The organism is Geodermatophilus arenarius (genome assembly GCF_042654585.1).
Classification (GTDB): Bacteria; Actinomycetota; Actinomycetes; order Mycobacteriales; family Geodermatophilaceae; genus Geodermatophilus; species Geodermatophilus arenarius.
In genome coordinates this window covers 175,979-198,002 of sequence record NZ_JBHSGR010000003.1, presented here as the reverse complement: position 1 = coordinate 198,002, position 22,024 = coordinate 175,979, and the positions used below count along the sequence as shown (strand labels likewise).

The 22,024-nt window shown below is 76.3% G+C and carries 25 protein-coding genes; 17 read left to right on the top strand and 8 right to left on the bottom strand.

Annotation, left to right across the window (positions count from 1 at the left end; translation table 11 throughout):
- Nucleotides 1-40 precede the first annotated feature (40 nt).
- Nucleotides 41-1,057, bottom strand: a complete 1,017-nt coding sequence (locus ACFO3M_RS04780; protein WP_387987025.1) for an MFS transporter — start codon at nt 1,055-1,057, stop codon at nt 41-43.
- A 75-nt stretch (nt 1,058-1,132) separates the two neighbouring features.
- On the opposite strand from ACFO3M_RS04780, the gene ACFO3M_RS04775 reads away from it, so the two are divergent.
- The 5 genes from ACFO3M_RS04775 (at nt 1,133) to arr (ending at nt 5,049) form a co-directional block, all read left to right on the top strand.
- Nucleotides 1,133-1,924: a hypothetical protein gene (locus ACFO3M_RS04775; protein ID WP_387987023.1), complete on the top strand. Its 792-nt coding sequence runs from the start codon at nt 1,133-1,135 to the stop codon at nt 1,922-1,924.
- Nucleotides 1,925-1,997: 73 nt separating this feature from the next.
- The gene (locus ACFO3M_RS04770; protein ID WP_387987021.1) at nt 1,998-2,534 is read left to right on the top strand and encodes a SigE family RNA polymerase sigma factor; all 537 of its coding nucleotides are present in this window, start codon (nt 1,998-2,000) and stop codon (nt 2,532-2,534) included.
- On the top strand, nt 2,534-3,946 hold the full coding sequence (locus ACFO3M_RS04765) for a hypothetical protein (RefSeq protein ID WP_387987019.1): 1,413 nt from the start codon (nt 2,534-2,536) through the stop codon (nt 3,944-3,946). Before ACFO3M_RS04770 ends, ACFO3M_RS04765 begins: the two co-directional genes overlap by 1 nt.
- Nucleotides 3,943-4,365, top strand: a complete 423-nt coding sequence (locus ACFO3M_RS04760) for a hypothetical protein (RefSeq protein WP_387987018.1) — start codon at nt 3,943-3,945, stop codon at nt 4,363-4,365. The genes ACFO3M_RS04765 and ACFO3M_RS04760 overlap by 4 nt, the downstream gene beginning before the upstream one ends.
- 213 nt (nt 4,366-4,578) lie before the next feature.
- A complete protein-coding gene (gene arr / locus ACFO3M_RS04755) occupies nt 4,579-5,049 on the top strand; it encodes an NAD(+)--rifampin ADP-ribosyltransferase (RefSeq protein ID WP_387987016.1) in 471 nt (156 codons plus the stop codon).
- An 82-nt stretch (nt 5,050-5,131) separates the two neighbouring features.
- Here arr and ACFO3M_RS04750 read toward each other — a convergent pair whose 3' ends face one another.
- Nucleotides 5,132-5,566 (bottom strand): molybdopterin-dependent oxidoreductase, encoded by a 435-nt coding sequence (locus ACFO3M_RS04750; RefSeq protein ID WP_387987014.1) that lies wholly within the window; start codon nt 5,564-5,566, stop codon nt 5,132-5,134.
- Between the two features lie 139 nt (nt 5,567-5,705).
- Here ACFO3M_RS04750 and ACFO3M_RS04745 point away from each other — a divergent pair, with 139 nt between their 5' ends.
- The 4 genes from ACFO3M_RS04745 (at nt 5,706) to ACFO3M_RS04730 (ending at nt 8,877) form a co-directional block, all read left to right on the top strand.
- On the top strand, nt 5,706-6,494 hold the full coding sequence (locus tag ACFO3M_RS04745) for a TetR/AcrR family transcriptional regulator C-terminal domain-containing protein (RefSeq protein ID WP_387987011.1): 789 nt from the start codon (nt 5,706-5,708) through the stop codon (nt 6,492-6,494).
- 113 nt (nt 6,495-6,607) lie between these two features.
- Nucleotides 6,608-7,447, top strand: a complete 840-nt coding sequence (locus ACFO3M_RS04740; protein ID WP_387987008.1) for a DUF2382 domain-containing protein — start codon at nt 6,608-6,610, stop codon at nt 7,445-7,447.
- Between the two features lie 70 nt (nt 7,448-7,517).
- Complete coding sequence (locus ACFO3M_RS04735) at nt 7,518-8,141, top strand: hypothetical protein (protein WP_387987006.1); 624 nt, start codon at nt 7,518-7,520, stop codon at nt 8,139-8,141.
- An 88-nt stretch (nt 8,142-8,229) separates the two neighbouring features.
- Nucleotides 8,230-8,877 (top strand): N-acetyltransferase, encoded by a 648-nt coding sequence (locus ACFO3M_RS04730; RefSeq protein WP_387987003.1) that lies wholly within the window; start codon nt 8,230-8,232, stop codon nt 8,875-8,877.
- 39 nt (nt 8,878-8,916) lie between these two features.
- Here ACFO3M_RS04730 and arfB read toward each other — a convergent pair whose 3' ends face one another.
- Complete coding sequence (gene arfB / locus ACFO3M_RS04725) at nt 8,917-9,396, bottom strand: alternative ribosome rescue aminoacyl-tRNA hydrolase ArfB (RefSeq protein WP_387987001.1); 480 nt, start codon at nt 9,394-9,396, stop codon at nt 8,917-8,919.
- Nucleotides 9,397-9,463: 67 nt separating this feature from the next.
- Nucleotides 9,464-10,129 carry a winged helix-turn-helix transcriptional regulator gene (locus tag ACFO3M_RS04720; protein ID WP_387986999.1) on the bottom strand — a complete coding sequence of 222 codons (666 nt, stop codon included), beginning with the start codon at nt 10,127-10,129 and terminating at the stop codon, nt 9,464-9,466.
- Nucleotides 10,130-10,208: 79 nt separating this feature from the next.
- On the opposite strand from ACFO3M_RS04720, the gene ACFO3M_RS04715 reads away from it, so the two are divergent.
- Genes ACFO3M_RS04715 through mmuM form a run of 3 tightly spaced genes read left to right on the top strand, consistent with a single transcriptional unit; the run spans nt 10,209 to nt 12,202 of the window.
- A complete protein-coding gene (locus ACFO3M_RS04715) occupies nt 10,209-10,790 on the top strand; it encodes a dihydrofolate reductase family protein (protein ID WP_387986996.1) in 582 nt (193 codons plus the stop codon).
- Between the two features lie 40 nt (nt 10,791-10,830).
- A complete protein-coding gene (locus ACFO3M_RS04710; protein ID WP_387986994.1) occupies nt 10,831-11,292 on the top strand; it encodes a group II truncated hemoglobin in 462 nt (153 codons plus the stop codon).
- 13 nt (nt 11,293-11,305) lie between these two features.
- Nucleotides 11,306-12,202, top strand: a complete 897-nt coding sequence (gene mmuM / locus ACFO3M_RS04705) for a homocysteine S-methyltransferase (protein ID WP_387986991.1) — start codon at nt 11,306-11,308, stop codon at nt 12,200-12,202.
- A gap of 84 nt (nt 12,203-12,286) precedes the next feature.
- Here the strand turns inward: mmuM and ACFO3M_RS04700 are convergent, their stop codons facing one another.
- Entirely contained in the window at nt 12,287-13,144 is an 858-nt protein-coding gene (locus ACFO3M_RS04700; RefSeq protein WP_387986989.1) for an SDR family oxidoreductase, read from the bottom strand.
- A gap of 101 nt (nt 13,145-13,245) precedes the next feature.
- Complete coding sequence (locus tag ACFO3M_RS04695) at nt 13,246-13,383, bottom strand: hypothetical protein (RefSeq protein WP_387986986.1); 138 nt, start codon at nt 13,381-13,383, stop codon at nt 13,246-13,248.
- Between the two features lie 139 nt (nt 13,384-13,522).
- On the opposite strand from ACFO3M_RS04695, the gene ACFO3M_RS04690 reads away from it, so the two are divergent.
- The 5 genes from ACFO3M_RS04690 (at nt 13,523) to ACFO3M_RS04670 (ending at nt 19,571) form a co-directional block, all read left to right on the top strand.
- A complete protein-coding gene (locus ACFO3M_RS04690; protein ID WP_387986984.1) occupies nt 13,523-16,075 on the top strand; it encodes a DEAD/DEAH box helicase in 2,553 nt (850 codons plus the stop codon).
- The gene (locus ACFO3M_RS04685; RefSeq protein ID WP_387986983.1) at nt 16,072-16,845 is read left to right on the top strand and encodes a sulfite exporter TauE/SafE family protein; all 774 of its coding nucleotides are present in this window, start codon (nt 16,072-16,074) and stop codon (nt 16,843-16,845) included. The genes ACFO3M_RS04690 and ACFO3M_RS04685 overlap by 4 nt, the downstream gene beginning before the upstream one ends.
- Nucleotides 16,842-17,606 carry a sulfite exporter TauE/SafE family protein gene (locus ACFO3M_RS04680; protein WP_387986980.1) on the top strand — a complete coding sequence of 255 codons (765 nt, stop codon included), beginning with the start codon at nt 16,842-16,844 and terminating at the stop codon, nt 17,604-17,606. The genes ACFO3M_RS04685 and ACFO3M_RS04680 overlap by 4 nt, the downstream gene beginning before the upstream one ends.
- A 119-nt stretch (nt 17,607-17,725) precedes the next feature.
- Nucleotides 17,726-18,466 carry a hypothetical protein gene (locus ACFO3M_RS04675; RefSeq protein WP_387986978.1) on the top strand — a complete coding sequence of 247 codons (741 nt, stop codon included), beginning with the start codon at nt 17,726-17,728 and terminating at the stop codon, nt 18,464-18,466.
- A gap of 118 nt (nt 18,467-18,584) precedes the next feature.
- Nucleotides 18,585-19,571: an IS481 family transposase gene (locus ACFO3M_RS04670; protein ID WP_387986977.1), complete on the top strand. Its 987-nt coding sequence runs from the start codon at nt 18,585-18,587 to the stop codon at nt 19,569-19,571.
- Here ACFO3M_RS04670 and ACFO3M_RS04665 read toward each other — a convergent pair.
- Together ACFO3M_RS04665 and ACFO3M_RS04660 are read right to left on the bottom strand one after the other, a co-directional pair.
- Nucleotides 19,568-20,179, bottom strand: coding sequence for a hypothetical protein (locus tag ACFO3M_RS04665; protein ID WP_387986974.1), 612 nt, complete (start codon nt 20,177-20,179; stop codon nt 19,568-19,570). The genes ACFO3M_RS04670 and ACFO3M_RS04665 overlap by 4 nt on opposite strands.
- A gap of 128 nt (nt 20,180-20,307) precedes the next feature.
- Complete coding sequence (locus tag ACFO3M_RS04660; RefSeq protein ID WP_387986971.1) at nt 20,308-21,981, bottom strand: alpha-amylase family protein; 1,674 nt, start codon at nt 21,979-21,981, stop codon at nt 20,308-20,310.
- Nucleotides 21,982-22,024 lie beyond the last annotated feature (43 nt).

Below are 22,024 nucleotides of genomic sequence, written 5' to 3'. Positions count from 1 at the left end.
CGCGGAGACGCCCCGGGGCGTCCCCGCGGAAGGGCACCGGTCACACGCCGGCCGGGCGGGCCGTCGGGCGCAGGTGGACCACCCGGGTGACGACCACGCAGGCGGCGTGGAAGCCGATGAAGACGAGGTAGGCGGCGTCGCCGCTGCCGGTGGTGAGGAACGACTGCCGGAACGCGAGGTCCACCAGCACCCCGCCGAGGGCGCCGACCGCGCCGGCGATGCCGATCAGCGCGCCGGACGTCCGCAGCGCCCGCCGGTCCGCGGCGGCCGGGTCGCCCCCGGCGGCCACCGCCTGCCGCGTTTGGGTGCGGAAGACCGCCGGGATCATCTCGTAGGTCGAGCCCTTGCCGATCCCGCTGAGCACGAACAGCCGCACGAACCTGACGACGAACAGCGGCAGCGACCCCACCCGGCTCGCCGTGAGGACCACCGCGGCGCCGGCGGCCATCGCGACGAAGGTCCAGAGGGTGGTCCGGGCACCGCCGAAGCGGTCGGCCAGCGACCCGCCGAGCGGCCGGACGAGGCTGCCGAGCAGCGGGCCCAGCCAGGTCAGCGACGCCGCGGCCCGCGGGGTGGCGAAGTCCTCGCCGAACCGGTTCTGCAGCACCTGGCCGAAGGCGAACCCGAAGCCGGTGAACGAGCCGGACGTGCCGGTGTGGAGGAAGGACATGACGTAGGTGTGCGGCTCGCGGGCCGCCTCGCGCAGGGCCCGCGGCTGGTTGCGCGCCGTCGTCAGGTCGTCCACGAGCGGGGCCGCGCCGACGGCGGCGACGACGATCAGCGGGACGTGGACGCAGAGCACGATCCGCGGGTGCTCCACCCCGGCGGTCGCCAGCACGAGCAGGCCGACGAGCTGCACCACCGGGACGCCGAGGTCGCCGCCGCCGGCGTTGAGGCCGAGCGCCCAGCCCTTGAGCCGGTCGGGATGGAAGGCGTTGACGTTGGCCATCGCGCTGGCGAAGTTGCCGCCACCGACGCCGGCGAGGCAGGAGACGACCAGCAGCGTCGTGCAGGAGACGCCGGGCTCGAGGACGACGGCGGTGGCGATCGTGCTCACCGGCCCTGCCCCGCTGTGGTGAGGGTCCGGGCGCCGGGCCGACACGGGGCGGCCGGCTCGGCCATGATCGACGGCGTGGCGGAGTACACGGAGGCGGCACCGGGACGCGCGCTCGTGGAGTCCGGGGAACTGGTCGCCGGGACGATGGCGCGCACGGCCGCGGGGCTGGTGTTCGACGACGGCTCGGCGAAGGTGCGCCTGGACGGCGGGCTGGCCGCGTGGCTGCGGCGCACCGCGACCGCGGCCGACACCGACCCGGCCGCGCCGGTGTCCTCCCGCGCCCGCTGCCGCGCCGGCGCCGCGCTCGCCTTCGCCGCCGAGCTGTCGGTGACCCGCGCCGCCCAGGGCCGCACGGTGCGCACCGACGGGTTCCTCACCCCCGGTCCCGGCGACCGCGCGCCCGCCGACGAGGTGGCCGAGGCCGTGGTGCTCGCCGCGCGTGCCGTCACCGAGGAGTGGCGCGTGCGCCACCTCGGCTACCTGCTCGCCGAGGCCGCCGTCTCCCCCGACCTCGACGCCGCCGTGGTGTTCCGCGGGCTGCGGGTGGCCACGGAGCTCACCGGCCGGCAGTGGGTGCTGCTGGCCGCGGTCGGCCGGCGCGAGCGCACCCCGCTGCCGATGACGCCGGTGCCGCAGGACCCGCGCGGCTGGACCGCGTGGGGCGCGCTCGAGGACCTCACCGACCTGCAGCGCCGCGGGCTGCTCGACCCGCCGCCGGCGACCCCGCGCCCCGGCGGCGCGGCGCTCCCCCGGCTGCGCCCGGCCGACCTGCGGCTGACCCGCCGCGGCGTGCTCGTGCACCGGCTGCTGGCGCTGCACTTCGTGCGCGACGCGACGGTCGCCGCCGCCCTCGCCGAGCTGGCCTGACCTCCCCGGCGGATCGTGACCCGTCCGTGACCTGCCGGTGTGGGTCCGGCGGGTGCCCCGCGGCGTGGAAGGGGTGACGGCCGACCGCGGGAGGGCACGGGTGGAGCAGGGCTTCGAGGACGCGTCCTTCGAGGACTTCGTGTCCCGCGAGCAGGCCGGGCTGCTGCGCCTGGCCGTGCTCCTCGCCGGGGACCGCGGGCACGCCGAGGACCTGGTGCAGACCGCGCTGCTCAAGACCTACCGGCACTGGGACCGGGTCACCCGCGGCGGCGACCCGACCGCCTACGTCCGCCGGGTCGTCGTCACCACCCACACCAGCTGGCGGCGCCGGCTGGCGAGCACCGAGCAGGTGGTCGAGACGCTGCCCGACCGCGCCGACCCGGCGCGGCCGCGCGAGGACGACGAGGAGCTGCGCGCCGCGCTGCGCTCGCTGCCGCCGCGGATGCGCGCCGCCGTCGTCCTGCGCTACTACGCCGACCTCTCCGAGCAGCAGGCCGCCGAGGCGATGGGCTGCTCGGCCAGCGCGGTGAACACCCACACCACCCGGGGGCTGGCCCGCCTGCGCGCGCTGCTGGCGCGGCCGGTCCTCGTGAGCGGGGAGGACTCCTGATGGACGACCTGACCGACCGGCTGACCCGGCTCGCCGAGCGCACCGCTCCCCCGCCGCGGGAGGACCTCGCCGCGGCGGTGGTGTCGCGGCACCGGCGCGACCGGCGCCGGCGCACGGGCATCGCCGCGGTCGCCGTCGCGGTGGCGGCCGTGGTGGTGGCGGTGCCGGTGGTGGTGCGCGGCGGGGACGACCCGGTCCCCACCGCCGGCGTGGCCGCGCCCGGGGAGGCCGCGGCCGACGTGCTGTCCGGACCCACCCGCGGCTCGCTGGCCGGGGACGCGGCGTTCGTCGAGGGCGTGCGTCGGCTGCCGTGGTCGAGCGCGGACGTCGGCGTGCCCGAGCCGGCCGTGGCCGACCGGCACGTCGTCTTCGCCGGGGACGTCGCCGGCGCGCGCTGGGCCCTGGTGGCCGCCCGCACCGGGGCGCAGCCGCCGCCGCTCGTGCCCGACCCCGAGCTGGAGACCGACCTCGGCGCGCGCGGCGGGACCGTCGTCGCCTGGTTCACCGGCCCGGCCGGCGCGACGGCGGAGCAGATGACGGTGCAGGACGTGCCGCACGCCGTCGACCCCTCCCTGCCGCTGGCCTACGCCGACACGGGGATCGACGCGGTGGTGGTCGTGGCCGCGCCGGGTGACGTGGTCAGCGTGTCCGAGCGGCCGGAGGTCGCCGCCGACGGCACCGTCTCGCGCACCTGGACGGAGGTGGCGGCCCCCGACGGCGTCGCGGTGCTCGACCGCGGACCGTCGTCGCTCCCCTCCGACGCCGCCTTCCGCTACCGCGTCGAGCGCGACGGGTCCGTGCTGGCCACCGGCATGCCGGACACCCGCTGGGGCGGGGCCCCGCCGGGCGACCTCGACGTCACCTGGGCGCGCGAGCAGCCGCCGGCGGCGCCCGGCGACGAGATGCGCACGGGCGAGATGGAGTCCCTCCTCGCGCGCACCGGGCTGACCGCGGACGCCGTCGCCTTCACCGTGCTGTGGGCCGGCGACGTGCCCGCGCCCACCGTCGGCACCGCCCGGGTCGCCGTCTTCTCCGCCACCCTCCCCTCGGGCGCGGTGTACGTGGGGACGACGGCCGCGGTGGCCGTCGACCGCAGCGGCAGCGCCGGCTGGAGCTGCGGGTCGGAGCTGCGGGCCGCCGGCGAGGGCGACCGGGCGGTGGCCGCGGTGTGCGAGGTGACCGACGCCAGTGCGGACCCGCCCGTGCTGCCGACCCTGGTCGTGGTGGCCCCGCCGGGGGCGACGACGGTGCGGCTGCTGGACGCGGTCGGCGGCGTGCTCGGCGAGACCGCGCTCGACGACGGCGTCGCGGTGGTCGCGGCCCCCGGGGACCTGGCGTCGGTGGAGACCCTCGACGCGGCGGGCGCGGTGCTCGAGCGCGCCGAGCCGCTCCTGGAGGCGACGCTCGAGTGAGGATCCCGGTGCTGCTGGCCGCTGTCCTGCTCGCCGGCTGCGCGGGAGCACCCGGCGGCTCCGGCGCGGTCGTCTGCCCGGCGATCGGGTGGGTCGACGCGGTGCGGGTGGAGCTCACCGGCGACTGGACCGGTCCGGCCCCGGCGTCGGTGCGGGTGGTCTGTGAGCCCTCGTGCGGGCAGGTCGTCCGCCTCGACCGGGACCCGGAGCCGCGGCGCGAGGTCACCGCGCCGCTGACCGGGACGACGGCCGGCGTACCGACGGGCACGGGGACACCGGACGCCGCGACCGTCACCGTGCTCGCGGCCGACGGCGGTGCGCTCGCCGAGGTCGACGCCGACCTGGACTGGGTGCGGGTCGGGGGCAGCGAGGAGTGCGGCGGGCCGATGGAGGCCACCGTCGTCGTCCCGGCGCCCTGAGCGCTCGGGTGCTCCCACGGGTGCGCGCTCCCGGGGCCCACGGCCACGTCGGTCGGCCCGGGGAGCGCACGCCCGACCGCGCGGGGCGCACGGGCCCGTGCACCGGGCGCGGGATGTGCACGGGCGCGACCCGGGGCGCTCCGGCACCGCGCTCGGTGCACACGCCGCTGGTTGCAGACACCGGCGGGGGCCGTGAGTGGTCAGGCCGGGGGCATGATCGCCGGTGTGGAGGAGCCGGTCGGCACCCGCGTCCCCGTCACCCCCGGGAACCCCGGGGACGTCCCCGGGCCCTTCTTCCACAGGACGCGGGCGACGCTCGCCGTCGGCGACGAGCCGGTCCCCGGTCGCGGCTCGGACTCCCAGGCCGGCCGGGTGACGGACCACGTGCACTCCGCGGCGCTGGTCGACACCGCCGCCCGGGGAGCGGAGCCGGCGACGGCGCCGGCCGGGGACCGGCACCGGGGCCACGTCCACGTCGTGGAGCCGCTGGGGCCCTTCGAGGACGACCCGAACGTCACCGACGAGCGGTTCCCCGGCAACCCCGCGCGGTCCCACCGGACCCGCTCCCCGCTGCGCGTCGGCGAGGTGGAGGACTGGGAGGGGCACGCCCCGGAGGCGGTGGAGGGGATGCTCGCCTCCCTGGCGCGGCCGCGGGAGCAGGGGCTCGACGTCATCGAGGACTGAGCGGTGTGTGCACGCGGCGCGATCCGGAGGAGCCGGGGACCGCGCTGCGTGCACACCCTGCGCCTCGGACGTCTCCCGCACCTCAGACGTCGACGACGAGCAGCCCCTCGACCTCGCGGACCGGGTACACGCGCACCCGGGTCAGCGACCCGCCGCCGAAGCAGCCGACGACGTCGCGGCCGTACCGGGCCCGGGTGCGCCCGATCGCGGCGACGACGCGGTCGAACGCCTCGTCCCAGCCGGCCTGGACCAGCGGACTGGTGCGGTCGCCGGGCACCGCGCGGACCAGCGGGCGGGTCAGCCGCTCGGGGTGGTCGAGCAGCTCGGTGGCCGACCAGCCCTTGCTGCACAGCCCGCCCCGGTTGGTCGGGGAGTCGAGGGGTACGAGCGTCGCCGGACGGTCCCCCGCGGTGACCGCCGTGCCGCACTGCAGCGAGCAGTAGGGACAGTGCGTCTCGGTGGTCCGCGTGCGGGGACCGGCCGGTGCGGCGGTGCCGGACGGGAGGGCTGCGGACACGACCCCGAGCGTCGGGCGCGGCGGTCTCCCCGCGGCCACGACGACGTCGAGGCCGCGTTCCGGAGACCTCACGGGCGGGAACGGGGTCCGGTGCGGCGCCGGTGGTGTGCAGGCTCCGACGAGGAACCGGGAGGCGGACGTGGCGCGGACCGACGACACCGTCCCGGTGCACCGTCCCGACCCCGACTCACCGGAGGCCCGTGGCGGAGCCGCGGCCGTCCTCCCCGCCGGACCCCCCGGCACCGGGCGGGCCCCCCTCGACCGCCGCCGCATCCTGGGTGCGGCCGTCGAGTTCATCGACCGGAACGGTCTCGCCGCCCTCACGATGCGGCGGCTCGGCGCCTTCCTCGGGGTGGAGGCCATGGCGCTCTACCGGTACGTGCCCGGACGCGAGCAGCTGCTCGACGGCGTCGTCGAGACCGTCATCGACGAGCTGTACGGCGATCCCGACGTGCACATGCGCGCCGCCGGCGGGTGGCAGGACTTCCTGCAGCGGCTGGCCCACGGCGTCCGGCGGATCGCCCTCGCGCACCCCGAGGTCTTCCCCCTGGTGGCCACCCGGCCGCCGGAGGCCCCCTGGGTCCGCCCGCCGCTGCGCAGCCTGCGCTGGGTCGAGTCCTTCCTCACCGCGATGACCGACAGCGGCTTCGGCGCCGAGGCGGCGGTCGCCGCGTACCGGGCCTACTCGAGCTTCCTGCTCGGGCACCTGCTGCTCGAGGTGTCGCAGAAGGGCGTGCAGATCAGCCCCGAGGACGCGCCGGGGGGCGTCTCCGGCACCGGGACCGACCTCTCCCAGTACCCGCTCGTCACCGAACTGGAGGAGCTGCTGTCCCGGGACGAGTCGGCCGCCGAGTTCGAGGAGGCCCTCGAGAACCTGCTGGGCCGCCTGGAGTCCCTCCGGCGGGAGGGGCGCGTCCCCGGGGAGTGAGCCGGATGGGGTTTACGTCGTAAACGACGGGGCATCCCCAGGGTGGCCAGCTGACCCCCGGCACTCCGCCGCGTGAGGGAGCCGGCCGATCCCCCCTTCCGCGAGGAGCACACGTGATCGACGACCGGCAGATCAGCGACGTCATCGGCAGCACCGCCGTCGGCCCCGACGGCAAGCACGGCAGCGTCGGCGAGGTCTTCCTCGACGACGAGACCGGCCGTCCCGAGTGGGCGACCGTCCGCACCGGCCTGTTCGGCACCAAGGAGGCCTTCGTCCCCCTGGCCGACGCCACGGTCTCCGGCGGCGAGCTGCGGGTCCCCTACGACAAGGCCAAGGTCAAGGGCGCCCCGCACGTCGACGTCTCCGCCGGCCACCTGTCGCCGCAGGAGGAGCAGGAGCTCTACCGCTACTACGGCCTGGGGACCGCGGGCACCACGACCGGTCAGGCGATGACGACCGGGACGACGACCGGGACGACGACCGGGACGACCGGGACGACGACCGGCGGCCGCGCCGACCTCAGCGGCAGGGAGGGCGTCGTCGGCCGCGACACCTCGGGCCCGACGACCGACAACGCCATGACCCGCTCCGAGGAGCACCTCGAGGTGGGCACCCAGCGCGTCAAGGCCGGCCGGGCGCGGCTGCGGAAGTACGTCGTCACGGAGAACGTGAGCCAGACCGTCCCCGTCTCCCACGAGGAGGTGCGGGTCGAGCGCGAGCCCATCACCGACGCCAACATCGGCAACGCGATGGACGGGCCGGCCATCTCCGAGGAGGAGCACGAGGTCGTCCTGCACGCCGAGCGCCCCGTCGTGTCCAAGGAGGCCACGCCGGTCGAGCGCGTCCGCCTCGACACCCAGACGGTGACCGAGCAGCAGGAGGTCACCGGGCAGGTGCGCAAGGAGCAGATCGAGGTCGACGGCGACGTCGACCCGACGACCCGTCGCCGCTGACCCCACCGCGGACCGGCCGGCCCCTCGGCCGGTCCGCACCCGCGCTCCCCGATCCCGTCGGGAAGGCACCATGAGCTCCCCTCCCGGCGGCGACGCCACCTCCGGCTCGGTCGGTGCGTCGGCCACCCGCGGGAAGGCCCGTGACGCCGTCGACGCGCAGCACGAGCGCCTCGGCGGCATCACGTGGGGAGCGGCCTTCTTCGGCTGGCTGTCCGCCAACGGCCTGGCCGTGGTCCTGCTGGCCCTGCTGTCCGCCGCCGGCGTCGCCTTCGACCTGACCCAGGTGTCCAGCGCCGACCAGGCCACCGACCAGGCCACCGACCAGGCCGACACCATCGGCGTCATCGGCGGCACCACGCTGCTGGTCGTGCTGTTCCTGGCCCACCTCGCCGGCGGCTACGTCGCCGGGCGCACGGCCCGCTTCGACGGGGTCCGGCAGGGCATCGCCGTGTGGGTGGTCGGCCTGCTGGTCGCCGTCGTCCTCGCCGTCCTCGGCGCGGTGCTCGGCTCGGAGTACAACGTGCTCTCGCAGCTCAACCTGCCCAGCATCCCGATCGGCGGGGACACCCTGACCACCGCCGCGATCGTCGCCGGCACCGCCGCGCTCCTGGCCACGCTGCTCGGCGCGATCCTGGGCGGCAAGCTCGGTACCCGCTACCACCGCAAGGTCGACCGCGCCGGCTTCGACGTCTGAGTCCGACGCCCCGTGGGGCCGGTCCCTCCCGGGGGCCGGCCCCACGGTCGTGTCCGGGCCCTGCGTGCGCCGTGGTGTCATGGCTGGCATGAGCGAACCCGGGCCGACGGTCCACATCGGCGTCCCGGTGGTCCGGGCGGCCGAGCCGCGCGACGTGCCGCGCATCGCCGCCACCCTCACCGTGGCGCTGGCCGAGTCGCGGTGGGTGCGCTGGGCGCTGCCGCTGGACGGGCGCACGCAGCGGCTCACCCGGCTGGCCGAGCTCGACGCCGGCCACCGCGGGGTCGCCACCGGTACGACCTGGGTCAGCGAGGACGTCGACGCCGTCGCCTCCTGGGACGCCCCCGCCGGGGCCGCGACGCCGGTGCCGGCCGACGTCCGCGCGGCGCTGGAACGGGAGGTGCCGCGGCTGCACGCCGACCGCGCCGACGCCGTCGCCGGCACCGAGGCCCAGCTCACCGCCGCGCTGCCCGAGGGCCCGCACTGGCGGCTGCGCGCGCTGGCCACCCGGCCGCGCTCGCGCCGTCGCGGGCTCGGCGGCGCGGTGCTCGCGGCGGCGCTGGCCCGCGGCGACGCCGACGGCGTCGCCGCCGCGCTGGTCGCCCCCGCCTGGGCGGTCGTGCGCTTCGCCCGCGGCCTGGGGTTCGAGGTGACGCAGGCGACCCGCTCGGCCGACGGGCAGCTGCCGCTGTGGGTGGCGGTGCGGCCGCCGGGCGTGCCCATGCCGGAGCTCTGACGGAGGACCCCCTCGTCCCCCCACCGCTCGCAGGCGTCCTCACTCCCAGCTGCCGCGGCGGCGCTTGAGCTCGCCGCGGCGCTTCTTCTCCGCGATCCGCCGCTCCTGCGAGCCGCGGGTCGGCTTCGTGCGCCGGCGCGGCGGTGGCGGCGCGGCCAGGGCGGCGCGCAGCACCGCGGCGAGCCGCTCGCGGGCCGCGGCCCGGTTGCGCAGCTGCTGGCGGTGCTCGCCGGCGACGACGGTCAGGACGCCGTCGACCAGCCGCGGGCCCAGCCGCTCGGCCAGCCGCTGCCGCTGCCCGTCGGTCAGCCCGCGCAGCTCCAGCGGCGCGACCGACAGCTCGACGCGGGAGTCGGCGGTGTTGACGCCCTGCCCGCCCGGCCCCGAGGACCGCGAGAAGCGCCACGCCAGCGCCGCGGCGGGGACGACGAGGGAGCCGGTGACCGGGAGGTCTCCGCTGGTGTCGTCGCTGCCGGGCACGCGCCCAGTCTCGTCGACGGCCTGGTCGTCCGCGATCACGGCGCTCCCGTGGGGACACGCCGACGTCGCCCGGCGCGTCGCCACGCCAGATCCGTGATCGCGGAGGTCAGGCCGGGACCGGCGGGACGAGCGTGCCCAGCAGGCGGCGCACGACCTCGACGTCGCCGTCGACGCGCAGGTCCCCGGCAGCCAGGGCGTCGTCGAGGGACCGGCGGCCGAAGGCGACCGGGCGCAGCACCGCCGGCGCGCCGGACAGGACGGCATCCGGTGCGCCGGTCGTGCCGCGGACGGCGGACAGCCGGCCGTCGGCGACGGTGAGGGTGACCCGGTCGGGCGCCATGGGGTCGTCGACGGCGAGCTCCACCCGCGCCGACCACCCGGCCAGCCGCGCGGGGTCGGCGACGGTGCGCAGCGCGAGCACGAACGCGTCGGTACCCAGCTCACCGGCCGAGGTCTGCACCGTGCGCGAGCCCCACCGGCCGAGCGCGAGCAGCACGTCCTCGAGCTCGCGCCCGCGCGAGGTGAGGGCGTAGACCCGCCCGCCCACCGGCGGCCCGGCCACGGACCGCGTGACGATCCCGGCCGCCTCCAGGTCGCGCAGCCGCTGGCTCAGCACGGTCGGGCTGCTGGCGCCCAGCCCGCGCGCCAGGTCGGTGTAGCGCTTGGGGCCGAGCAGCAGCTCGCGGACGACGAGCAGCGCCCACCGCTCCCCCACGACGTCGAGAGCGCGGGCGACCCCGCACGGGTCGCCGTAGCTGCGGCGGTCCGGCACGCGGCCGAGGCTACCCCTTGCACTTTGTCAGACCTAGCCACTACTACTGAATCCGTAGCAACCGATCGGAGGAGGAGTCGTGGGCCGGATCAGCATCGTGGAGAACGTCAGCCTGGACGGCGTCGTGCAGGCGCCGGGCTCACCGGACGAGGACACCCGCGGCGGGTTCGCCCACGGTGGCTGGTTCGCGCCCTATCCCGACGGCGTCCTCAGCGAGGTCATGGGCCGCGGCATGGCGGGCGAGGGCGCCATGCTGTTCGGCCGGCGCACCTTCGAGTCGATGCAGGCCGCGTGGGCGGGCACCACCGACAACCCGTTCGGCCCGGTGCTCGACGCCAAGCGGAAGTACGTCGTCACCCGGGACCCGGGCTACGCACCGACGTGGGAGAACACCACGGTCCTCGCCGGCGACGCCGCCGCCACCGTCGCGGAGCTCAAGGCCACCGTCGACACCGACCTCACCGTCCTCGGCAGCCCCGACCTGCTGGCCACCCTGCTCCCGGCGGGCCTGGTGGACGACGCGTGGCTCGCCGTCGCGCCGGTCGCCCTGGGCGGCGGACGCACCCTGTTCCCGGCCGGCGCGCACCTGCGCTGGGAGCTGGTCGAGTCGGTGGCGACGACGACCGGCGTCGTCCTGTCCCACTACCGCCTCGCGCGCTGAGCCCTTCCCCGCCGCCCGGGACCGTGGTGCGCTGGCCGCCGTGCCACCCACGCTCTACGAGTGGGCCGGCGGTGCACCGGCCTTCCGGCGCCTGATCGACGCGTTCTACGACCGGGTCGAGCGGGACGACCTGCTCGGCCCGCTCTTCCCCGGCGGCGTGTCCGAGGCGCACCGCGCGCACGTCACCGCCTGGTGGTGCGAGGTCTTCGGCGGCCCGCCGCTGTACACCGAGCAGCTGGGCGGGTACGAGCGGATGCTCGCCCACCACCGCCGGCTGCGGCTGGTGCCCGAGCAGCGGTTCCGCTTCGCCACGCTGATGAGCCGCGCCGCCGACGACGCCGGGCTGCCCGACGACCCCGAGTTCCGCGCGGCCTTCGTCGGCTACGTCGAGTGGGGCACCCGCCTGGCGCTGGCCAACTCGCAGGAGGGCGCCGCCGTCGTCGAGCACGCCCCGGTGCCGCGCTGGGGCTGGGGTGTGGCGCCGCCGTACCAGCCCTCGTGAGGACGATGGGGCGGTGACCTCCCTGTCCGCCGCCCTCGCCGCCGGCCCGGTCCTGCTCGACGGCGGCCTGTCCACCGAGCTCGAGGCCCGCGGGCACGACGTCGCCTCGGCGCTGTGGTCGGCGCGGCTGCTGCGCGACGACCCCGGTGCCGTCGTCGCCGCGCACGCCGCGTTCGCCGCCGCCGGGGCCCAGGTGGCGACGACGGCGAGCTACCAGGCGACCGTCGAGGGGTTCGCCGCGGCCGGGGTGGACCGGGACGAGGCGCTGGGGCTGGTCGCCCGCTCGGTGGCGCTGGCCCGGGAGGGGGCGCCGGGGTCGTGGGTCGCCGGGTCGGTCGGGCCGTACGGCGCCGCGCTGGCCGACGGCTCGGAGTACACCGGCGCCTACGCGGCCGAGGTCGGCGTCGACCGGCTGCGCGCCTTCCACCGGCCGCGGATGGCCGCGCTCGCCGACGCCGGCGCCGACGTGCTCGCCTGCGAGACGCTGCCCGCCGCCGCCGAGGTGGAGGCGGTGCTGGCCGAGGCCACGTCGCTGGGCGTGCCGGTGTGGCTGTCGCTGACCACCGTCGTCGACGCCGACGGCGTGGCGCGCACCCGCCGCGGCGAGCGCGCGGCGGACGTGTTCGCGATGGCGCGCGGGGTGCCGGAGGTGGTCGGCGTCGGCGTCAACTGCACCGACCCGGCCGGGGTGCTCCCGGCGCTGACGGCCGCGGCGGCCGCCGGGGTGCCGCTGGTGGCGTACCCGAACAGCGGGGAGGGGTGGGACGCCGCGGCACGGCGCTGGACGGGCACCGGCGGGATCGCGGCCGGCGACGCCGCGGCGTGGGTGGCCGCCGGCGCTCGGCTGGTCGGCGGCTGCTGCCGGGTGCGCCCGGCCGACGTCGCCGCGCTGGCCCGCACGATCAGCTGAGCTGATCGTGCCGCGTCCTGGCCCACCGCCGACGGTGAGCCAGGACGCGTCAGCGTGAGCTCAGCTGATCATCCGCGGACGGCGTTACAGGATCGGGTTGCCGCCGGTCACCGCGACGCGGGCGCCCGACACGTAGGACGCCTCGTCGCTGGCCAGCAGCACGTACACCGGCGCGAGCTCGGCCGGCTGGCCGGCGCGGCCCATCGGCACCTGCTGCCCGAAGCTGGCCACCTTCTCCTCGGGCATGGTGGCGGGGATCAGCGGCGTCCAGACCGGCCCGGGCGCGACGCTGTTGGCCCGGATGCCCTTCTCCGCGTACATCTGCGCGAGGCTCGCGGTGAAGTTCGCGATGCCGGCCTTGGTCATCGCGTACGGCGCGAGGCTCGGGCTCGGCATGTCGGAGTTCACCGACGACGAGTTGATGATCGACCCGCCCGACGGCATGTGCGGGATGACGTCCTTGCAGAGGGTGAACATCGCCGTGAGGTTGGTGGCCACCGTGTGGTCCCACTCCTCGTCGGAGACCTCCTCCAGGCTGTCGTGCGACATCTGGAACGCGGCGTTGTTCACCAGGACGTCGACCTTGCCGAACTCCTCGACGGCCTTCGGGATGATCGTCTTGGCGTGCGCGCGGTCGGAGAGGTCACCGGCGACCAGCACGCACCGGCGCCCGGCCTCCTCGACGTACTTCTTGGTGTCCTCGGCGTCCTCGTGCTCGGAGAGGTAGGAGATGAGCACGTCGGCGCCCTCGCGGGCGAAGGCGATCGCGACGGCGCGACCGATGCCGCTGTCGCCGCCGGTGATGACCGCGGCCTTGCCGGTCAGCCGGCCCGACCCGCGGTAGGTCTCCTCACCGTGGTCGGGCTTGGGGTCCATCTCGCCGAGGGTCCCCGGCGGGGTCTGCTGCTGCTCGGGCTGGGACTCGGGGCGGGGTGACGACACGGGGGCTCCTCCTGCTCGCGGGACCGGCGGGCCGGGTCTGCTCCCCGTCCCGCCCTCGGCGAGCGCCTACCCGTGCGATCCCGTGCGGAACCCGGACGGCCTCAGGCCGCGCGCCGCGGCTTCGCCTGCGCGGCCGGCTGCGGCGAACCCCACCGCATCTCGATCCGGCGACGCCCGTCGGCGTCGGTCACCGTCACCCAGTGGCACTCCGGGCAGTTCTTCTCCAGCACGCGCCTCATCCACCTTCCGTTCACCTGCTGTTCACTTTGACGGACGGAGGCGATCCGCGCCACACCCCACCGGGCGGGTCGTGACCGTTTCGTGACGTCGCCCCGGCGTCTGGGAAGGCCGGGACCGTCGGGCACGCTGTTCCCCACGATGACCGCGACCGCGCCCCTCCCCCTGCTCGACGACCCCGGCGACCTCACCGCCCTCCGGGCGCGCGGCAGCGACCCCGACGAGCTGTTCACCTCCTTCGCGGCCTGGGCCGAGGACGGCGGCACGCCGCTGTACCCGCACCAGGAGGAGGCGCTGATCGAGCTGGTCAGCGGCGCGAACGTCGTCCTCGCGACGCCGACCGGGTCGGGCAAGTCCCTGGTGGCCACCGGCGCGCAGTACGCGGCGATGGCGGCCGGGCGGCGCAGCTTCTACACCGCGCCGATCAAGGCCCTGGTCAGCGAGAAGTTCTTCGCGCTGTGCGGGGTGTTCGGCGCGGCCAACGTCGGCATGCTCACCGGCGACGCGAGCGTCAACGCCGGCGCGCCGGTCATCGCCTGCACGGCCGAGGTGCTGGCCAACGTGGCGCTGCGCGAGGGCGCCGGCGCCGACATCGGCCTCGTCGTCATGGACGAGTTCCACTTCTACGGCGACCCCGACCGCGGGTGGGCCTGGCAGGTGCCGCTGCTGGAGCTCACCGACGCGCAGTTCCTCCTGATGAGCGCCACGCTCGGCAACACCGACGCGCTGCGCGAGGACCTCACCCGCCGCACCGGCCGGCCCACCGCGCTGGTCGCCGGCGCCGAGCGCCCGGTGCCGCTGCACCACTGGTACGCGACGACGCCGGCGCACGAGACCATCCAGGAGCTCCTGGACACCAGGCAGGCGCCGGTCTACGTCGTGCACTTCACCCAGGCGCAGGCGCTCGAGCGGGCACAGGCGCTGATGAGCGTCAACGTGTGCACCAAGGAGGAGAAGGCCGCGATCGCCGACGCGATCGGCGGCTTCCGGTTCACCTCGGCCTTCGGGACGACGCTGTCGCGGCTGGTGCGCCACGGCATCGGCGTCCACCACGCCGGGATGCTGCCCAAGTACCGGCGGCTGGTGGAGCAGCTGGCCCAGGCCGGGCTGCTCAAGGTCATCTGCGGCACCGACACCCTCGGCGTCGGCATCAACGTGCCGATCCGCACCGTCGTGTTCTCCGCGCTGAGCAAGTACGACGGCAGCCGCACCCGGCTGCTCAACGCCCGCGAGTTCCACCAGATCGCGGGGCGGGCCGGGCGCGCCGGCTACGACACGGCGGGCACCGTCGTCGTCCAGGCGCCGGAGCACGAGGTGGAGAACCTGCGGCAGTTCGCCAAGGTCGCCGACGACCCGAAGAAGCGCCGCAAGCTGGTCCGCAAGAAGGCGCCCGAGGGGATGGTGCCGTGGTCGAAGGCGACCATGGAGCGCCTGGTCGCCGCCGAGCCCGAGCCGCTGACCAGCCACATGCGGGTGACGACGGCGATGCTGCTCGACGTCGCCGACCGGCCCGGCGACCCGGTCGCGGCGGTGCGCCGGCTGCTCACCGACAACCACGAGCCGCGCAAGCGGCAGCTGCGGCTCATCCGCGAGGCGGTCGGCATCGCCCGCTCGCTGCTGCAGGCCGGCGTGCTGGAGCGGCTGCCCGAGCCGGAGCCCGACGGCCGCCGCTACCGGCTGACGGTCGACCTGCCGCCGGACTTCGCGCTCAACCAGCCGCTGTCGACGTTCGCCCTCGCCGCGATCGAGCTGCTCGACCCCGCCTCGGACACCTTCGCCCTCGACGTCGTCAGCGTCGTCGAGGCCACCCTCGACGACCCGCGGCAGATCCTGGCCGCGCAGCTGAACAAGGCGCGCGGCGAGGCCGTCGCGCAGATGAAGGCCGAGGGCATCGAGTACGACGAGCGGATCGAGCTGCTCGAGGACGTCACCTACCCGAAGCCGCTCGAGGAGCTGCTCGAGCACGCCTTCGCCGTCTACGTGCGCAGCAACCCGTGGGCCGCCGACGCGCACCCCTCACCGAAGTCCGTCGTCCGCGAGACGTGGGAGCGGGCGATGACGTTCAAGGAGCTGGTGTCCACCTACGGGCTGACCCGCTCCGAGGGCGCGGTGCTGCGCTACCTCTCCGACGCGGTGAAGGCGCTGCGGTCCGGCGTGCCCGCGGCCGCGCGCACCGAGGAGGTCACCGACGTCGTCGAGTGGCTGGGTGAGCTGGTGCGGCAGGTGGACTCCTCGCTGCTCGACGAGTGGGAGCAGCTGACCAGCCCGGACCAGCCGCTGGACGAGCCGGTCGCCGTCCCGGCGCGGGCCCGGCCGCTGACCGGCAACGAGCGGGCGTTCACCGCGATGGTCCGCAACGCGCTGTTCGCGCGGGTGCAGCTGTGGGCGCGGCGCCGCTGGTACGACCTCGGCGAGCTCGACGCCGGCTCCGGCTGGGACGCCGAGCGGTGGGGCGAGGTGGTCCGCGGCTACTTCGCCGAGCACGCCGAGGTGGGCACCGGCGCCGACGCCCGCGGGCCGGCGCTGCTGGTGTGGGACCGGAGCGAGCCCGGTGTCTGGCGGGTGCGGCAGATCGTCGACGACCCGGCCGGCGACCACGACTGGGGCATCGACGCCGAGGTCGACCTGGCCGCCTCCGACGAGGCCGGCGAGCTGGTGCTGCGCGTCGTCGACGCCGGCCGCAAGGACGCGTGACCCCCGCCGAGGTGCTCGCCGTGCTCGCCGCCGGGGGTGCGGCGGGCGCGATCAACGCCGTCGTCGGGTCCGGGACGCTGGTGACCTTCCCGGTGCTGCTGGCCACCGGGCTGCCGCCGGTCACCGCGAGCGTGTCCAACACGCTGGGGCTCGTGCCGGGCAACGTCAGCGGCGCGGTCGGCTACCGACGGGAACTCGCCGGGCAGCGCGGGCTGGTGCTGCGGCTGCTGCCGGCGTCGGTGCTGGGCGCGCTGACCGGCGCGGTCCTGCTGCTGCACCTGCCGGCGGCGGCGTTCGAGGCGGTGGTCCCGGTCCTCGTGGGGCTGGCCGTGGTGCTGGTCGCCGTCCAGCCGCTGCTGACCCGCCGGCTGGCCGCCCGCCGCACCGACGACGACGCGCCGCCCCGCGGGTGGCGGCTGGCCGGCCTGGTCGCCGGCGCGTACGCGACCGGCAGCTACGGCGGCTACTTCGCCGCCAGCCAGGGCGTGCTGCAGATGGGCGTGTTCGGGCTGCTGCTGGCCGAGCCGCTGCAGCGCCTCAACGCGCTCAAGAACGTGCTCAGCGCCGCGGTGAACGCCGTCGCCGCGACGGCCTACGTCGTCGTCGCCACCGACCGGGTCGACTGGGCCGCCGCCGGGCTGGTCGCCGGCGGCTCGGTGGTGGGCGGCGCGCTCGGCGCCCGGTACGGTCGCCGGCTGCCCGCGGCGGTCCTGCGGACGGCGATCGTCGTCCTCGGCTGCGTGGCCATCGGGGTGCTGGTGGCCCGGTGAACGCGCTGGAGTGGCTGCTGCTGGTCCTCGCCGGGGTCGGCGCCGGGCTGGCGGGGAGCATCGCCGGGCTGGCCTCGCTGGTGAGCTACCCGGCGCTGCTGGCCACCGGGCTGCCGCCGGTGACCGCCAACGTCACCAACACCGTCGCGCTGGTGCTCACCAGCGTGGGGTCGGTGAGCGCGTCCCGGCCGGAGCTGGCCGGGCAGGGCCGCCGGCTGGTGCCGCTGGCCGTCGCGGGGCTCGTCGGCGGGACGGCGGGGGCCGCGCTGCTGCTGCTCACCCCGGCGGAGGCGTTCGAGCGGCTGGTCCCGCTGCTCATCGGCGGCGCGGCGCTGGCCATCCTGCTGCAGCGGCCGCCGGGCGAGCTGGCCGCGGAGGGCCGCCGGCTGCACGGCGCCCGGGACCCGTGGTGGCTAGTCGCCGGCACCGGCGTCGTCGCGGTCTACGGCGGCTACTTCGGCGCCGCCGCCGGGGTGCTGCTGCTCGCGCTGGTGCTGCTGGGCACCGGCGAGGGCCTGCCGCGCGGCAACGCGCTGAAGAACGTCGTGCTGGGTGCGGTGAACGGGGTGGCCGCCGTCGGGTTCGTGGTGCTCGCGCCGGTGGCCTGGAGCGCCGCGCTGCCGCTGGCGCTGGGCTGCCTGGCGGGGGGACGGCTCGGGCCGCGCGTCGTGCGGCGCGTGCCGCAGGCCCTCCTGCGGCGGCTGATCGCGCTGGCCGGGCTGGGCCTGGCCGTCGTCCTCGCCGTGCAGGCCTACGGATGAGGTCCCCCGGTGTGGTGCGCGCACGGCCGCTGGACCAAGGTGACCACGGGTCGGGGGACGCGCAGGTCCGGGACGCAGCCACCGGCAGGACCGGTGACCGGGACGACGGGAGTGGACGGGTGACGGCGAGTGACGCGGCGACGCGGTTCCTGGACGCACTGCAGGACCCGCCCGGGACCGGGGAGGACGGCCCGGAGATGGTGCCCTCCCGGCTGGCCCGGGCGGCGGCCCAGGCGGTCCGGGTGGACGGCGCGGCGCTGAGCATCCACGAGGGCGCCGGGCTGCGGACGCCGATCGGCGCGAGCGACCGCACCACCTCGCGGGCCGAGCAGCTGCAGTTCACCGCCGGCGACGGCCCGTGCCTGCGCGCCCACGACACCGGCAGCGCCATCGTCTTCGACATCGAGGACATCCAGCGCAACTGGCCCGAGCTGCACGAGGCGCTGCTCGGCGAGACGCCCTACCGCGCGGTGTTCTCGGTGCCGCTGGCCCCGCCGCTGGGGCCCACGGTGATCGTCGACCTCTACGCGCGGGAGCTGGCCACGCTCACCGGCGTCCCGCGCGACGACGTCGAGGCGGTCGTCGTGTGCCTGACCGAGGAGCTGGTGCGGGCCGCCGGCGGGGTGGCCGACGAGGGCGGGGCCCGGTGGTGGGACGCCCCCGACGCCCTCCGGCGCAGCCGTGTGTGGCAGGCCACCGGCCTCGCCACGGTGGCGCTCGGCCTCGACGTCGTGGACACCCTCGCCGTGCTGCGCGCGCACGCCTTCGCCACCGGGCGGGTGGTCGACGACCTCGCCGACGACATCGTCGCGGGTCGGCTGGACCCCGCCACGCTGAGCGACTCCGACGCGATGGGCTGACGCGCCGCTAGCTGTAGTGCCCACGGACCTTGTTGACACGCCGTTGAGGGCTTGATCGGCAGGAAGACCTCCGGCGGAGTGGGGATGTCTGACGTCGCCCGCTCAACCGGAGGTCTTCGTGGTCCACGCTATGCCGCGGCTGTCGCCGTGGTCTCGTCTGCAGCGCGTGCGGCGGGTGCTGGCCGGCCGCCCGGCCGCGCACGTGGCCGCGGAGATGGGCATCTCCCGCACCACCGCCTACAAGTGGCTGGCCCGCTACCGCACCGAGGGCATCCCCGAGCTGCTGGATCGCTCCTGCCGCCCGTACTCCTCGCCGGGACGCACCGCGCCGGAGGTGGAGGCGGCCGTGCTGGCGCTGCGCCGGGACCGGCGGCTGGGTCCGGTCCGGATCGCGGCGCTCCTGGGGCTGGCCGCCTCCACGGTGCACCGGATCCTGACCCGCCACCGCATGCCGCGGCTGGCCTGGCTGGACCGGCCCAGCGGAGAGCCGGTGCGCCGCTATGAGCGGGCCCGCCCCGGCGAGCTGGTGCACGTGGATGTGAAGAAGCTCGGCGCCATCCGGCCAGGCGGCGGCTGGCGCGCCCACGGGCGGGGCTCGGCGCAGAACAGCTTCAGCCGCGCCGAGGTCGGCGCCGGACGCCGGATCGGCTACGACTACGTGCACTGCGCCGTCGATGATCACACCCGGCTGGCCTACGCCGAGATCCACCCCGACGAGCGCGCCGACACCTGCGCCGGCTTCCTGCGCCGGGCCGCAGCCTTCTTCGCCGCGCACGGCATCGCCCGCATCGAGCGGGTGATGACCGACAACGCCTTCGCCTACCGGCACAGCCACGCCTGGCGCCAGGCCCTGACCGACCTGGGCGCCGAGGGCCGCCGGATCCGGCCCTACCGGCCGCAGACCAACGGCAAGGCTGAGCGGTTCAACCGCACGCTGCTTGAGGAATGGGCCTACGCGCGCCCGTTTGACTCCAGCTCAGACCGGGCCGCGGCCTTGCCCGGCTGGCTGCACACCTACAACCATCACCGCACCCACACCGCCCTCGGCGGACGGCCACCGATCAGCCGCATCCCCGTCAACGACCTCGCGGGACAGAACAGCTAGCGGGCCGTGTAGGCGGCGAGGAAAAGCACGAAGGCGCTGGAGCCGAGCAGCAGGCGGGCCGGGGTCAGCCCGTTGATCAGCCCCGCGGTCGCCTCCACCCAGGCCGGCCGCACCGTGGCCTCCCGGGCGCCGCGGCGGACCAGCCGCACTTCGTCGGCCAGCAGCGCCCCGGCCGCGCCGAGCATCACCAGTCCGACGACGAGGAACACCAGCGCCAGGCGCTCGGCGAACGCCTCGGCCCGCCCGCCGAGCAGCAGGACGGCGACCACCCCGGCCAGCAGGCCGAGGACCGCGCCGGCGAGCGGCGCCCACGGGCCCATGCGGGTCAGCGGGTCGCTCCGGCGGGGGCGGACCACCGGCGGCCGGCCGGGCACCGGCCCGGTCGGGGAGGAGCCCGCCTCGCCGCCGGGCGCGGGCCCGCCCGTCGACGGCCCGCCCGTGCCCGGTCCGCCCGGAGGGCCGCCGGGGGCAGGGGCGGCGGTTCCGGGGGACGCCTGGCCGGCGGCGGTCGCCCCGCCCGCGCCCGGGTCGCCGGGCGGGTACTGCACGGGGGCGGTGGCGGGCGCGGTCGGCGGGGCGGGACGTGCGGGGACGGCGGGCTCGGTCATCGCCGGCGACGCTAGGACGCCCCTCCGACAGGTCCGCGCAGGTCGGCCGGGCGCGGCGGGACCCGCCGGTCCCGCCGCGGGGCGCCGCGGCGCGCGACCACGGTGCGTCGCCCCGGAGTGACGGGGCGTCAGAGCAGCCGGCGGCCGTCCTCGGCGACCACGCGCAGCCAGCGGTACCCGTAGCCCTCGAGCGCCAGCTCCGCCGCGCCGTCGTCGCCGAGGGGCGTCGTCTGGGTGACCAGCAGGTCCTCCAGCCGGTGCGAGGCGTCGCAGCCCTCGAGCACCAGCGGCACCACGCGCGGCTCGGGACCGAGGTTGTGGACGGCGACCAGCGTGCCGTCGTCCCACTCGCAGACGTGCGCGAGCACCTCGCGGTGCGGCTGCTCGATCACCCGGAACGAGCCCCAGCCCAGCTCCGGCGACTCGCGGTAGCGGCGGATGAGCAGCTTCACGAACGACAGCAGCGAGTCCGGGTCGCGGCGCTGGTCGGCGACGTTGACGAACTCCGGGGCGAAGCCGCCGGTGACCACGGGCCCGGGCAGCCGGTCGGCGTCGGCGGTCGAGAACCCGCCGTTGCGCCCGGCGGTCCACTGCATCGGCGTCCGGACGGCGAGCCGGCCCTCGGCGTCGAGGTCCTCGCCCATGCCGATCTCCTCGCCGTAGAAGAGCACCGGCGTGCCGGGCAGCGAGAACAGCAGGCTGTAGACCATGCGCACCCGCCGCGGGTCGCCGTCGAGCATGGGCGGCAGCCGGCGGCGCAGGCCGCGGCCGTAGACCTGCATGCGCTCCTCGGGGCCGAAGGCGGCGAAGACCTCCTTGCGCTCGTCCTCGGACAGCTTGTCCAGGGTGAGCTCGTCGTGGTTGCGCACGAAGGTGGCCCACTGGCTGTCGGGGTCGACGAACGGGCGCTCGACCAGCGCCTTCGTCAGCGGGCCGGCGTCGGCGCGGGCCAGGGACAGGTACATCGCCTGCATGCCGACGAAGTCGAAGAGCATGGTCAGCTCGTCGCCGTCGTCGCCGCCGAAGAAGTCGCGCTGCTGCTCGTGCGGCAGGTTCACCTCGCCCAGCAGCACGCCGCTGCCGGTGCGGCGGCTGAGGAAGGAGCGCAGCGCCCGCAGGTACTCGTGCGGGTCGGGGAAGCGGTCGGCGTCGGCGCCGCCCTCGGTCTCCAGGAAGAAGGGGACGGCGTCGACGCGGAAGCCCGACAGCCCCAGCTGCAGCCAGAAGCCCATGATCTTGGCGACCTCGTCGCGGACCCGCGGGTTGGTCACGTCGAGGTCGGGCTGCTCCTTGTAGAAGCGGTGCAGGTACCACTCCCCCGTCGGCTCGTTGAACGTCCAGACCGAGTCCTCCTGGTCGGGGAAGACGACCTGGTCGGAGGTGTCCGGCGGCTCGTCGTCGCGCCAGACGTAGAAGTCGTGGAACGGGTCGTCCTTGCTGCGCCGGCCCTGCCGGAACCACGGGTGCTCGATGGAGGTGTGGTTGACGACGAGGTCGGCGATCACCCGGATGCCGCGGTCGTTGGCGGTGCGGACGACCTCGACCAGGTCGCCGTGGCTGCCCAGCCGCGGGTCGACGCCGTAGAAGTCGGTGATGTCGTAGCCGTCGTCCCGCTCGGCCGTGGGATAGAAGGGCATCAGCCACAGGCAGGTGACGCCGAGGTCGGCGAGGTGGTCGATGCGCTGGGCCAGGCCCGCGAAGTCACCGGTGCCGTCGTCGTTCCAGTCCAGGTAGGTCTCGACGTCGAGGCAGTAGACGACCGCCGTCTTCCACCACAGGTCGGCCGTGTCGGTGATCTTCATGCCCCGCGACCCTGTCGGCCCCGCGCGCCCCGGGCAACAGGAC